Source organism: Micromonospora phaseoli (genome assembly GCF_900109115.1).
In the GTDB taxonomy this organism is placed as follows: Bacteria; Actinomycetota; Actinomycetes; order Mycobacteriales; family Micromonosporaceae; genus Micromonospora; species Micromonospora phaseoli.
On record NZ_FNYV01000001.1, the window covers coordinates 278267 to 291207 of the forward strand.

Annotated in this window: 14 protein-coding genes; 13 read left to right on the forward strand and 1 reads right to left on the reverse strand. The window is 72.0% G+C overall.

What is annotated here, in order from left to right; translation table 11 throughout:
• The first annotated feature begins 47 nt into the window (after window positions 1–47).
• From BMY89_RS01280 to BMY89_RS01305, 6 genes are all read left to right on the forward strand, one after another.
• On the forward strand, window positions 48–341 hold the full coding sequence (locus tag BMY89_RS01280) for a DUF503 domain-containing protein (RefSeq protein WP_092373722.1): 294 nt from the start codon (window positions 48–50) through the stop codon (window positions 339–341).
• A gap of 142 nt (window positions 342–483) precedes the next feature.
• Window positions 484–984 carry a 30S ribosome-binding factor RbfA gene (gene rbfA / locus BMY89_RS01285; RefSeq protein ID WP_092375308.1) on the forward strand — a complete coding sequence of 167 codons (501 nt, stop codon included), beginning with the start codon at window positions 484–486 and terminating at the stop codon, window positions 982–984.
• Between the two features lie 53 nt (window positions 985–1037).
• Window positions 1038–2069: a DHH family phosphoesterase gene (locus BMY89_RS01290; protein WP_092375311.1), complete on the forward strand. Its 1032-nt coding sequence runs from the start codon at window positions 1038–1040 to the stop codon at window positions 2067–2069.
• 63 nt (window positions 2070–2132) lie between these two features.
• Window positions 2133–2540, forward strand: coding sequence for a hypothetical protein (locus BMY89_RS01295; protein ID WP_092373724.1), 408 nt, complete (start codon window positions 2133–2135; stop codon window positions 2538–2540).
• Window positions 2540–2749 (forward strand): DUF6186 family protein, encoded by a 210-nt coding sequence (locus BMY89_RS01300; protein WP_175510285.1) that lies wholly within the window; start codon window positions 2540–2542, stop codon window positions 2747–2749. Before BMY89_RS01295 ends, BMY89_RS01300 begins: the two co-directional genes overlap by 1 nt.
• A 540-nt stretch (window positions 2750–3289) precedes the next feature.
• Window positions 3290–4642 carry an MATE family efflux transporter gene (locus BMY89_RS01305; RefSeq protein WP_092373727.1) on the forward strand — a complete coding sequence of 451 codons (1353 nt, stop codon included), beginning with the start codon at window positions 3290–3292 and terminating at the stop codon, window positions 4640–4642.
• On the opposite strand, the gene BMY89_RS01310 is transcribed toward BMY89_RS01305, so the two are convergent.
• Window positions 4643–4963: a hypothetical protein gene (locus tag BMY89_RS01310; RefSeq protein WP_092373729.1), complete on the reverse strand. Its 321-nt coding sequence runs from the start codon at window positions 4961–4963 to the stop codon at window positions 4643–4645.
• A gap of 145 nt (window positions 4964–5108) precedes the next feature.
• Between BMY89_RS01310 and truB the strand changes: the two genes are divergently transcribed.
• The 7 genes from truB (at window position 5109) to BMY89_RS01345 (ending at window position 12938) form a co-directional block, all read left to right on the forward strand.
• Window positions 5109–5993: a tRNA pseudouridine(55) synthase TruB gene (truB, locus tag BMY89_RS01315; protein WP_092373731.1), complete on the forward strand. Its 885-nt coding sequence runs from the start codon at window positions 5109–5111 to the stop codon at window positions 5991–5993.
• An 83-nt stretch (window positions 5994–6076) separates the two neighbouring features.
• Window positions 6077–7006 carry a bifunctional riboflavin kinase/FAD synthetase gene (locus BMY89_RS01320; RefSeq protein ID WP_092373733.1) on the forward strand — a complete coding sequence of 310 codons (930 nt, stop codon included), beginning with the start codon at window positions 6077–6079 and terminating at the stop codon, window positions 7004–7006.
• A 174-nt stretch (window positions 7007–7180) separates the two neighbouring features.
• Entirely contained in the window at window positions 7181–7450 is a 270-nt protein-coding gene (gene rpsO / locus BMY89_RS01325; protein WP_092373735.1) for a 30S ribosomal protein S15, read from the forward strand.
• Between the two features lie 223 nt (window positions 7451–7673).
• Window positions 7674–10049, forward strand: coding sequence for a polyribonucleotide nucleotidyltransferase (locus BMY89_RS01330; RefSeq protein WP_092373737.1), 2376 nt, complete (start codon window positions 7674–7676; stop codon window positions 10047–10049).
• Window positions 10050–10151: 102 nt separating this feature from the next.
• Complete coding sequence (locus BMY89_RS01335; RefSeq protein WP_232520994.1) at window positions 10152–11507, forward strand: M16 family metallopeptidase; 1356 nt, start codon at window positions 10152–10154, stop codon at window positions 11505–11507.
• A gap of 114 nt (window positions 11508–11621) precedes the next feature.
• The gene (gene dapB, locus BMY89_RS01340) at window positions 11622–12395 is read left to right on the forward strand and encodes a 4-hydroxy-tetrahydrodipicolinate reductase (protein WP_092373739.1); all 774 of its coding nucleotides are present in this window, start codon (window positions 11622–11624) and stop codon (window positions 12393–12395) included.
• Between the two features lie 69 nt (window positions 12396–12464).
• On the forward strand, window positions 12465–12938 hold the full coding sequence (locus BMY89_RS01345) for a GNAT family N-acetyltransferase (RefSeq protein WP_092375316.1): 474 nt from the start codon (window positions 12465–12467) through the stop codon (window positions 12936–12938).
• The last annotated feature ends 3 nt before the right edge of the window (window positions 12939–12941 follow it).

The following is a 12941-nucleotide window of genomic DNA, read 5'->3' on the forward strand; positions in this document are numbered from 1 at the left end:
AAACCCCTTGATCATGTGGGGTGGGGTGCGGGTAGTGTCCGCAGACGATGTACACGGAAACCGCAGTATTCGACCTGCTGCTGCCGGGCGACTCCCGGTCGCTGAAGGCCAAGAGGTCCTACGTTCGGCCGATCGTCGCCGCGCTGCGCCGCTTCGACGTGTCGGCCGCCGAGGTGGGCGCGCTCGACCTGCATGGGCGGGCGGAGATAGGGGTGGCGGTCGTGGCCGCCGAGGCGGCGCACGCCCGCGAGGTGCTCGACTCCTGCGAGCGCCTGGTGGCCGCTCGGCCGGAGGTCGAGGTGCTGTCGGTACGTCGTCGGTTGTACGGCGACGACGACTGAGGTCGGTGGGCATCGCCACCTGCTGCCCCGCGCGCCGGCGCGGGCGGCGCAGGTAGGGTTCGAGGTGTTGGGTCGATGCGGGCTCCGGTGACGGCGGCGTCACCGGCCCGGTCGGCAGCGGGACGCCGTGGAGGTGGCGGAGATGACGGATCAGGCCAAGGTACGGCGGCACGCGGAGCGGGTGCGTGAACTGGTCGCGTCGGTGGTGCGGAGCCAGATCAAGGACCCACGGCTCGGCATGATCACCATCACCGACGCCCGGATCACCGCAGACCTGCGCGACGCCACGGTCTTCTACACCGTGCTCGGTGACGCGGCCGCCCAGGCGGGCACCGCCGCCGCGCTGGACAGCGCCAAGGGCATGCTGCGCAGCACCGTCGGCAAGGCGCTCGGGCTGCGGCACTCGCCGACCCTGACCTTCGTCCTAGACGACGTGCAGGATCAGGTCAAGCACATCGACGACCTGCTCGCCGCGGCCCGGAACGCCGACGCCGAGGTGCAGCGCCTCGCCGCCAAGGCCGAGTACGCCGGTGAGCCGCAGCCGTACCGCCTCGACGAGGACGAGGACGAGGACGGCGAGGGCGTCGCCGAGGCCGATGAGGCCGAGGACGCGGACGACGCCCGGGGCGGGGACCGGCGGTGACCGCCGCCGCTACGGACGCGCCGACCGTCCGGGTCGAGGCGGCCGAATCCCCGGTGGCCGGGCCGACCGAGGTCGACTGGGCCGCCGCGGTGGCCGCCGTACGGCAGCTGCCGGTCGACGGGCGGGTGCTGCTGATCTGCCACGTCAACCCGGACGGCGACGCGCTGGGGAGCATGCTCGGCTTCGGGCTCGGGCTGCGGCGGCTCGGCGTACACCGGTTGCAGGCGACCTTCCCAGGCCCGCCGGAGGTCCCCGAACCGCTGCGCGGGCTACCCGGGCAGGAGTTGCTGGTGCCGGCGGCCGAGGCCGAACCGGAGCCGGACCTGGTCATCTGCTTCGACGCGGCGAGCGACTCACGACTCGGCGAGCTGGCCGACCGGCTGACCGGCCCGGGCACCGCGCTGGTGCTCGACCACCACGCCTCCAACACCGGCTTCGGCGATGTGAACCTGGTCGACCCGGCGGCCGCGGCGACCTCGGTCGTCGCCGAGCAGTTGCTGGAGCGGCTCGGTGTGCCGCTGGACGCCGGCATCGCCGAGTGCCTGTACGTGGCGCTGAGCACCGACACGGGCTCGTTCCGGTTCGACGCGACCACCCCCGCGGTGCACGAGATGGCGGCTCGCCTGCTGGCCACCGGGATCAGTCCGGGTGACATCTCCCGGCGGGTGTTCGACAGCCGGCCGTTCGGTGCGGTGCGGCTCTTCGGCGAGGTGCTCGGCCGGGCCCGGCTGGAGCCCGAGGCGGCCGGCGGGCAGGGTCTGGTCTGGACGTACGCGACCCTGGACGACCTGGCCCGGCACGATCAGCGGCCGTACGTGTTGGAGGCGCTGATCGACCCGGTGCGCTGCACCGCCGAGGCCGACGTGAGTTGCGTGGTCAAGCAGACCGGCCCGGACGGGTGGGCGGTCTCCCTGCGCAGCAAGGGCGCGACGGACGTGAGTCGGGTGGCGGTCGCACTGGGCGGCGGTGGTCATCGGCTCGCCGCCGGCTTCACCGGCCGTGGCACTGTGGAAGAGGTGGTGGAGCAGATCCGGGCCGAGTTGGCAGTGCCCGCGTCCGGGGGCGGCATCGACCAGCAGGGGTAGTTTCAGGGTCGACTCCGGGGAGTCAACCTTCCAGCACCTGGACAGGGCGGAGAGAATCGGATGATGGAGCAGCCCCACGATCTCACCGTCGAGACCCCTCGCACCTGGGAACGTCCGGTTGTCTGCGTACCGGTGCTCGTCGCTCTCTCGCTGGTCGGTGGCCGCTTCGCGTCCTTTTCGACGGAGGCCAACCTCTATGTCTTCGGCGCCGGTGGGGTGCTGATCTGGCTGGGGCTCACCAGGCGGGTGCAGGGCGGTCCGGCACCGCGGCGGCTGGGCTCAGGCGCTGTCTGGTGGACACTTCCGGTGCTGGTCTTCGGGATCTTCGAGGGCGCCACCTTCTTCGCGGCGGCCGGTGACGACTTTCCCACCTTCTCGCGGCTGGCCGATCCGCTGCTGGAGGATCGTCTGGTCCGTTCCGCGGCCTGGTTGGTGTGGCTGTCGGCGTTCTGGGGACTGGTGCGGCGATGATGCGGGCTCTGGCCATCGGCGGATTCCTGGTCGGTCTGGCGCTGTTCGGGCTGGTCGAGTGGTTGGCCCGGCGGGAGGGTTCGCGGATACCGACGCTCGGCGAGGTTTGCGGGTACATCATGCGGTATGAGGTGGGTCCGGTGCCCGTGGGTCGGATCGGGCTGTTCGGTTTCTGGTGGTGGATCGGCTGGCACTTCCTGGCCCGGTGACGGTAATCGACCGGTCCAAATCGCGGGAACAGCGCGCACCATGTGGACCTGAACGATAGCTTGGGAAACGGTCGGCGCCGCTTTTGGCGCAGGTCAAGGGGCGCAGCCATACCCGGCCTCGCCTCCCTCCAGGGTCGATCGACCCGGGCCGCCACGTCGCCCACCCGCCGCTCCGGTGACCCCGGAGACCGGTCCGGGCGCTTGTCGTAACACCGCCCGTGATGCGCCGTCACGCCCGGCGGCGCGCGCCCTGGAAGGGGTCCACCAATGCCCGCCAAGCCCAAGCCCGAGACCACCGACGAGGCCCGGGAGCAGGCCCGCCGTGCCCTGCAGACCTCCATGGACACCCGTCAGTGAACGTAGCCGACCGGCGGTGACGCCGAGCCGTCCCGGGTGCGCGGCGTCACCGTCCCTGTCGATCTCAAGCTCAGCACCGCAGTACCCGGGTCCGCAGCCCGCCCCGCCGGCGGTTGCAGCTCCGGCCGGTAAGTAGTCCATAGGCTTGCTCCCCTTACTGTTCACGTGCCACCATCGGCACCGATGAACCGCTCCACCGTCGCCACCGACCGGGTCGCGTCTCCGCGCCGGATCGCCGCGCTCGCCCTGCCGGCCCTGGTGGTCCTCGCCGCCGAGCCCCTCTACGTCCTCGTCGACACCGCAGTCGTCGGCCACCTGGGCCGGGTGCCGCTGGCCGCGGTGGCGGTCGGCGGGACGGTGATGACCCTCACCGCCTGGCTGGGCACGGTGGTCGCGTACGGCACCACCGGCCGGGCAGCCCGTCGGTACGGAGCCGGCGACCGTGCCGCCGCGGTGGCCGAGGGCGTCCAGTCGTCCTGGCTGGCCCTCGGCGTGGGGCTCCTCGTCGTCGTTGGCCTGCAGTTCGGTGGTGGTGCCCTGGCCAGCGCCCTGGCCGGCGGAGGCGAGGTCGGAGCCGCTGCCGGCCAGTGGCTGCGGGTAGCCGCCTTCGGCGCACCCGGCCTGCTGCTCGCCGCCGCCGGCAACGGCTGGTTGCGCGGCGTGCAGGACACCCGGCGGCCATTGGCCTTCGTGGTCGGCCCCAACCTGCTGTCCGCGGTGCTCTGCCCGGTGCTGGTCTACCCGGTGGGCATGGGGCTGATCGGTTCGGCGGTGGCAAACGTCATCGCGCAGACCCTCTCCGGCGTCCTCTTCGCCGCCGCGCTGGTGACCGAGCGGGTGGCGCTCCGGCCGCGCCCCCGGGTCATCGGCCAGCAGTTGGTGCTCAGCCGCGACCTGCTGATCCGGGGAGTGGCCTTCCAGGCCAGCTTCCTCTCCGCCACGGCGGTGGCCGCCCGGTTCGGCGCCGCCGCGGTCGGTGCCCACCAGATCGCCGTACAGCTCTGGTTCTTCGCGGCGCTGCTGCTCGACGCGCTGGCCATCGCCGCGCAGGCGCTGGTCGGGGCGGCACTCGGGGCCGGCGACGAGGCGGCGGCGCGGGCGCTGGCCCGCCGGATCGGTCGGCTCGGTGCGATCTGCGGTACGGCGTTCGCCGTGCTCGCGGCGGCCGGCGCCGGCACCGTGCCGACCTGGTTCAGCTCCGACGTGGCGGTACACGAGCAGGCGCTGGTGGCGTGGCCGTGGTTCGCCGCGATGCTGCCGCTGGCCGGCGTGGTGTTCGCCCTCGACGGGGTACTGATCGGCGCGGGCGACATCCGGTACCTGCGCAACCTCACGGTGGCCGGCGCGCTGGGCGGATTCCTCCCGGCGATCTGGCTCGCCCACGCCTTCGATCTCGGCCTCGGCGGCATCTGGGCCGGCCTGCTGCTGTTCACCGTGCTGCGCCTGGTCGGAGTGCTGCTGCGGCTGCGTACCGGTGGCTGGGCGGTGACCGGTGCGGTCCGGTCCGAACCCCGGTCGGCCGGTGCCCGCGTGTGATCAGGCGAGGCCGTAGAGGGCGTGCACCGACAGCACCAGGAGCAGGATCACCGCGAACGAGACTAACACGGCCATGATCTTGACGGCGTTCGGGTACCGCTGGGAGAGGCGCTCCCGCCGCTGCCAGATCCACCACCGGCGCCGGATCCGTCCCGCCCCGGGCAGCGCCGCGACGGCCTCGGCCAGCCGGACGCCCAGCGTGCGCCTCGGCGGTGGCGGGTCGAGCATCCAGTCGGGCAGGACACTCGGCTGCTCGGGCGTGCGCAAGCGCACGTGCTCCTCGGGCTGCCGGGCGCGGTCGGTGTCGCCGTCCGTGGTCATCTCGTTCTCCCCGTGGTCTGTGTTGCACGGCGTTCATCGACGCCGATACGCCCATCGTCGCAGCGTGATACCACCGCGTACATCCGTTTTCGAGCCTGGCGTCCGGTGCTCGGCCGGCCAGCCGGGTCTGGCAGGCTTGCACGTCGTGAGCACAGACGGTCTGATCGTGGTGGACAAGCCCGGCGGCATGACGTCGCACGACGTCGTGGCGCGGATCCGCCGGCTCGCCCGCACCCGCCGGGTCGGCCACGGGGGCACCCTCGACCCGATGGCCACCGGGGTGCTGGTGATCGGCGTGGGTCGGGCCACCCGCCTGCTGACGTACGTGATCGGTGCGGACAAGAGCTACACCGCCACCATCCGGCTGGGCCAGGCCACCGTCACCGACGACGCGGAGGGCGACGTGATCGCCACCACGCCCGCCGGGACGGTCGCCGACGAGTCGATCCGGTCCGCGCTGGCCGCGCTCAGCGGGGAGATCGACCAGGTGCCGAGCGCGGTGAGCGCCATCAAGATCAACGGACAGCGGGCGTACAAGCGGGTCCGTGAGGGTGAGGCCGTCGACCTGCCGGCCCGACGGGTCACCGTGTCCCGGCTCGACGTGCTGGCGATCCGGCGCGACCAGCCCGACGTGGTCGACGTCGACGTCGAGGTGGCCTGCTCCACCGGCACGTACATCCGGGCGATCGCCCGCGACGCGGGCCTGGCGCTGGGCGTCGGCGGGCACCTGACCGCGCTGCGACGGACCGCCGTGGGCGGCTTCACCCTGGCCGAGGCCGTTACTCTCGACGAGTTGGAGCGGCGCGCGCCCGAGGTGGTGGGCCTGCCGCTCGCGGTCGCGGCCGAACGCTTCTTCGCGCGCCGGGACGCCACCGCCGACGAGGCGAAGGTGCTCTCCCACGGTGGTCCGCTCGACGCTGTCGGGCGCACCGGACCGTACGCGGTCTTCGATCCGGCCGGGGGGTTGATCGCTATCGTCAGCGAGCGGGCCGGTCGGGCCCGCGCGGAGGTCGTGCTCGCCCCGGCGTGACGGCGGGGCGCGGGTGGACGAGCGCCGAGGCGTCGGGCGGACGAGCGCCGGGGCGCCGGGGCGAACAACAGCGGAGGAGCAGCATGCAGCGGTGGCGGGGGTACGACGCGGCACCCGGTGGTTGGGGGCGGTCCGTCGTCACCATCGGTGTCTTCGACGGCGTACACAAGGGGCACCAGGCGGCCATCGGGCACGCCGTGTCCCGTGCCCGCGAACTCGGCGTGCGGTCGGTGGTGCTCACCTTCGATCCTCATCCGGCCGAGGTGGTCCGACCCGGCTCCCATCCCGCGGTGCTGTCCGAGCCGGCCCGCAAGGCGGAGCTGATCGAGGCGCTCGGCGTGGACGTGCTCTGCGTGGTGCCGTTCACGCCCGAGTTCTCCCGGATCCCTCCCGAGGCGTTCGTGCACGACGTGCTGGTCGAGCACCTGCACGCCGCGCTGGTGGTGGTGGGGGACAATTTCCGGTTCGGCCACCGGGCGGCCGGTGACGTGGCGTTGCTGGCGCGGCTCGGCCGCACGTTCGGCTTCGCCGTCGAGGGCGCACCGCTGGTGACCGAGTCCGGCACCGTCTTCTCCTCGACGTACATCCGCTCCTGCGTCGACGCGGGTGACGTGACCGCGGCGGCCGCCGCGCTGGGCCGTCCGCACCGCCTGGAGGGCGTGGTCATCCGGGGCGATCAGCGCGGCCGTGAGCTCGGTTTCCCGACGGCCAACCTGCTCTGCCACCGGTACGCCGCAGTCCCCGCCGACGGCATCTACGCCGCCCGGATGATCCGTCGCGGGCAGCGGGAACCCCTCGCCGCGGCCGTCTCGATCGGCACCAATCCGACCTTCTCCGGCCGGGAACGCCGGGTCGAGGCGTACGCCCTGGACTTCGACGGTGACCTGTACGGTGAGCGGCTCGCCCTGGACTTCGTGGCGCACCTGCGCGGGCAGGTGCGATTCGACTCGGTCGAGCCGTTGATCGCCCAGATCGCCCAGGACGTCGAGCGGACTCGCCGGGCGCTGGGCTGAGGGGCTCGTCCGGACGATCCGGACGAGGTGCTGGTAGGCTGGCAGGGACGTCGGCTGACGACGTGGGGCCTCGCCTGCCTGCTCGACGCCGCGGGTGCGAGGACACCTCCATCGCCGGTGCCCTAGCCCGGCCCGATGGACAGCATTGATCCAACCCACTGAAACAGGGAGAACATGGCGCTCGATCAGCAGGCCAAGGCCAAGATCCGCGAGGAGTACGCGACCGTCGAGGGCGACACCGGTTCGCCCGAGGTGCAGGTCGCGGTCCTCACCAAGCGGATCGCGGACCTCACCGAGCACCTGAAGGTGCACAAGCACGACCACCACAGCCGCCGTGGGCTGCTGCTGCTGGTCGGCCGTCGCCGTCGGCTGCTCAACTACGTCCAAAAAGAGGACATCAACCGCTACCGGTCGCTCATCGAGCGGCTCGGTCTGCGTCGGTGACGTGACGGGGGAGTGGCCCACCAGGCCACTCCCCCGTTGGCGTCCCACCTGAGAAACGGGCCGCGACACCCAGGACAGGGGGAGCCGTCGGCGTACCGGTCTCCGGTAGTGGCCTCCGGGCACCCCGGCATCCCGCCGGTGGTCCCGGGCGCTTCGATCGAAGACCGGCCGTCCGTACAGCTTCCGCGTCGTAGCCCCCGATGCGAAGGAGCATTGCCACACCATGACCGAGACCAAACTCGGCACCGAAGCCCGCACCGCCGTGATCGACAACGGGTCGTTCGGCACCCGTGAGATCACCTTCTCCACCGGCCGGTTGGCCCGGCAGGCCGCCGGCTCCGTCATCGCCCAGCTCGGCGAGACGGTCGTCCTCTCCGCCACCACCGCCGGCAAGCACCCGAAGGAGCAGTTCGACTTCTTCCCGCTGACCGTCGACGTCGAGGAGCGGATGTACGCAGCGGGCCGGATCCCCGGCTCGTTCTTCCGCCGGGAGGGCCGGCCCAGCGAGGACGCCATCCTCACCTGCCGCCTGATCGACCGGCCGCTGCGCCCGTCGTTCGTCAAGGGCCTGCGCAACGAGGTCCAGGTCGTCGAGACGATCCTCGCGCTCGACCCGCAGCACCCGTACGACGTCGTCGCGATCAACGCCGCCTCGATGTCGACCAAGCTCTCCGGCCTGCCGTTCTCCGGCCCGATCGGGGCGACCCGGATGGCCCACGTCGACGGTCAGTGGGTCGCCTTCCCGACCCTGGAGGAGCTGGGCCGCGCCACGTTCGACATGGTCGTGGCCGGTCGCGCCCTGCCGGACGGCGATGTCGCGATCATGATGGTCGAGGCGGAGGCCACCGCGCAGACCGTCAAGCTGGTCGCCGACGGTGCGCCGGCCCCGACCGAGGAGGTCGTGGCCAGCGGCCTGGAGGCCAGCAAGCCCGCCATCCGCGAGCTGTGCCGGGCGCAGAGCGAGCTGGCCGAGGTCGCCGCCAAGCCGGTCGCCGAGTTCCCGGTCTTCCTGGAGTACCAGGAAGACGCCTACGACGCGGTGGCCGAGTTCGCCCGCGCGGACGTCGCGGAGGCCCTGCAGATCGCCGGCAAGGCGGCCCGCGAGGAGGCCCTCGACGCCATCAAGGCCCGCCTGCTGGAGGCGGTCGGCCCGCGCTTCGAGGGCCGGGAGAAGGAACTCTCCGGCGCCTTCCGCTCGCTGACCAAGTCCGAGGTGCGCAACCGGGTGCTGCGCGAGCAGGTCCGTATCGACGGCCGTGGTCCGCGCGACATCCGTCCGCTGACCGCCGAGGTCGGCGTGCTGCCCCGGGTGCACGGCTCGGCGCTGTTCGAGCGCGGCGAGACCCAGATCCTCGGCGTCACCACGCTCAACATGCTGCGCATGGAGCAGATGCTCGACACGCTGGCGCCGGAGACGCGCAAGCGCTACATGCACAACTACAACTTCCCGCCGTACTCGACCGGTGAGACCGGCCGGGTGGGCTCGCCGAAGCGCCGCGAGATCGGGCACGGCGCTCTCGCTGAGCGGGCGCTGATCCCGGTGCTGCCCTCGCGCGAGGAGTTCCCGTACGCCATCCGGCAGGTCTCCGAGGCGCTCAGCTCCAACGGCTCCACCTCGATGGGCTCGGTCTGCGCCTCGACGCTGGGCCTGCTCTCCGCCGGTGTGCCGCTGAAGGCGCCGGTGGCCGGCATCGCCATGGGCCTCATCTCCGACGAGGTCGACGGCAAGACCCAGTACGTGACGCTGACCGACATCCTCGGCGCCGAGGACGCGTTCGGCGACATGGACTTCAAGGTGGCCGGGACGCGTGACTTCGTCACCGCGCTGCAGCTCGACACCAAGCTCGACGGCATCCCGTCCGACGTGCTGGCTGCCGCGCTCCAGCAGGCCCACGAGGCCCGGCAGACCATCCTCGACGTGATGCAGCGGGCGATCGAGGCCCCGGCCGAGATGTCCGACTACGCGCCGCGGGTCACCACCGTGAAGATCCCGGTCGACAAGATCGGCATGGTGATCGGGCCGAAGGGTCAGACCATCAACGCCATCCAGGACGAGACCGGCGCCGACATCTCCATCGAGGATGACGGCACCATCTACGTCGGCGCCACCAACGGCCCGTCGGCGCAGGCCGCCGTCGAGCGGATCAACGCGATCGCGAACCCGACCCTGCCCAAGATGGGTGACCGGTTCCTCGGCACCGTGGTCAAGACCGCGCCGTTCGGCGCGTTCATCTCGCTGCTGCCGGGCCGCGACGGCCTGCTGCACATCTCCAAGGTGGGCGACGGCAAGCGGGTCGAGAAGGTCGAGGACTTCCTCAACGTCGGCGACCGGGTCGAGGTGGAGATCGCCGACATCGACCAGCGCGGCAAGATCTACCTCGACAAGGTCCGCCCCGAGGGCGCCGAGGCGCCGGCCGCCGGTGAGGCGTCCGGTGAGCGGCCGGCCGGCCGTGACCGCGGTGACCGTGGTCCGCGTGACCGCGGTGACCGTGGCGGCGAGCGCGGCAGCCGCGGTCCCGACCGCGGCGAGGGCGGCGAGGGTGGCGGCGAGGGCGGCGACGGCGACTCGCGTCCGCGACGCCGTACCCGGCACAGCTGAGCCTGATCACCCGACTGTTCCGCTGACCGGCCGGGGCGACGCCCGTCGCCCCGGCCGGTTCGTCACCACCGCACCCGCACTCCTCGTCGAAAGCAGGCTGTCGTGAGCAACGCCACCGGGACCATCCGCTCCGCCGGCGGCTCGACCCGGGCGGTGACCAGGACCCTGAGCGACGATCCGCTGGGCGGTACGGTGCGCCGCACGGTGCTGCCAAGTGGGCTACGCGTGCTGACCGAGGCGATCCCGGCGATGCGCAGCGTGTCGTTCGGCATCTGGGTGGCGGTCGGCTCCCGGGACGAGACAAATCCGCAGGCCGGCGCCGCCCACTTCCTGGAACACCTGCTGTTCAAGGGCACCCACAAGCGCGGCGCGCTGGAGATCTCGTCGGCGATCGAGGCGGTCGGCGGGGAGACCAACGCCTTCACCACCAAGGAATACACCTGTTACTACGCCCGGGTGCTGGACGAGGACCTGCCCCTGGCCATCGACGTGATGTGCGATCTGGTCGCCGACTCGGTGCTGGAACCGGCCGACGTGGAGACCGAGCGGAGCGTCATCCTCGAGGAGATCGCCATGCACGACGACGAGCCCGGCGACGAGGTGCATGACCTCTTCGCCCAGGCCGTCTACGGCGACCACCCGCTGGGCCGGCTGATCTCCGGCACCGCCGAGACGGTCACCCCGATGACCCGCCGGCAGATCCAGGGCTTCTACCGCCGCCGCTACGTCGCGCCGCAGATCGTCATCGCCGCCGCCGGCAACCTCGACCACGCGGCCGTGGTGCGACTGGTCCGCCAGGCGCTGCGCGGCACCCCGCTGGACACCGACCCGGCGACACCCGCGCCGTACCGGCCGGCCACCCCGGCGGTACGCACCCGAGCCGCCACCACCGTGGTGGAGGTGAAGGAGACCGAGCAGGCGCACGTCGTCCTCGGCTGCCCGGGCATCGACCGACTCGACGAACGCCGTTTCGCCCTCGGTGTGCTGAACAACGTGCTCGGCGGCGGCATGTCCAGCCGGCTGTTCCAGGAGATCCGCGAGCGTCGTGGGTTGGCGTACTCCGTCTACTCCTACGCCAGCCAGTACGCCGACAGCGGCCTGTTCGGCGTCTACGCCGGTTGTGCCCCGAGCCGGGTCGACGAGGTGTTGGAGTTGACCCGCGCCGAGTTGGCCCGTACCGCCGCGCACGGCATCACCGAGGCGGAACTGGCCCGGGGCAAGGGGATGAGCAAGGGCTCGTTCGTGCTCGGCCTGGAGGACACCGGGTCGCGGATGAGTCGGCTGGCCAAGGGCGAACTGCTCTACGGCGATCTGATTCCGGTCAACGAACTGCTCGACCGGGTCGACGCGGTGACGCTCGACGACGTCAACACCCTCGCCGCGGAGCTGTTGAACCTGCCGATGTCCCTCGCGGTGGTCGGCCCGTTCGCCGACCGGGACTTCACCGGTTCGCTCTGAATCAACACCGATCCGGCGCGATGGCGGTGACGCGTTCCGGCCGACGCCACCATCTCGTCGGCACGGAGTCGATCACGCGGCACGAGCCTTCCCGATTGGGATAGGTTGTGCCGCGTGACTGAGCAGCAGGAGAAGGGCGCGACCGAGGCGATCCGGGTCGGTGTGCTGGGTGCCCACGGTCGGATGGGTACCGAGGTGTGCAAGGCCGTCGACGCAGCTCCCGACCTGGAGCTGGTGGCGTCGGCCGACCAGAGCGACTGGTTGGGCGACGTCTCGGCGGCCGGTGCGGAGGTGGTCGTCGACTTCACCACGCCGGACGTCGTGATGGACAACCTGCACTGGTGCGTCGACCAGGGCATCCACGCGGTGGTCGGTACCACCGGCTTCACCGAGCAGCGGCTGGAGCGGGTACGCGGTTGGCTCGCCGACAAGCCCGGCGTGGGTGTCGTGATCGCCCCGAACTTCGGCCTCGGCGCCGTGCTGATGATGCAGTTCGCCACGCGTGCGGCCCGTTACTTCGAGTCGGTCGAGATCGTCGAGCAGCACCATCCGCGCAAACTCGACGCGCCCAGCGGCACCGCCACCCACACCGCCCGCCTGATCGCGGCGGCCCGCGCCGAGGCCGGGTTGGGCCCGGTGCCGGACGCCACCTCGGACGAGGTCGCCGGTGCCCGTGGCGCCGACATCGGCGGGGTACGCGTGCACGCGGTGCGGGCCACCGGCCTGGTCGCCCACCAGGAGGTGCTCTTCGGCGCCACCGGGGAGACGCTGACCATCCGGCACGACTCGTACGACCGGGTCTCGTTCATGCCCGGCGTGCTGCTGGCGGTCCGGGCGGTGCGTGCCCGGCCGGGCCTGACCCTCGGCCTGGACGCCCTGCTCGACTGAGTGACCGCAGGTCTGCCGCCTCGGCAAAACCCGACGACGTCCCACCCGGGACGACCGTAGGCTGCTGTGGTGATCGACTCTGGCATCACCGACCGGCGCGGGCGCCGGATCACCCTGCGCCCGGTGGACGACGACAACTGGCGGGCGGTCGCCGACGTCGCTCCGCGTGACGACCAGCGTGACTGGGTACCGGCGCTGGCCGCCCGGTACCTGTTGCTGACCGAGCGCTCCGAGGTGTGGACGTCGCTGGCCGGGTACGCCGACGAGACGGTGGTCGGACACGTCATGTGGGGCGTCGACGAGGACGACTCGCGCTGGATCGGTGGGATGCTGGTCGACGCGGCGGAACAGGGCCACGGCGTCGGTCGGGCCATCGTGCGCACCCTTGCCGGCTGGCTCGCCGCGCAGGGGCATCCGGTCCGCCTGTCGTACCACCCACGCAACGCGGCAGCGGCCCGCCTCTACCCGAGTCTCGGCTTCACCCCGACCGGTGCCTGGGAGGACGACGAGGTGGTCGTCGAGCTGGCCACGGGCGGCAGCTGAGCG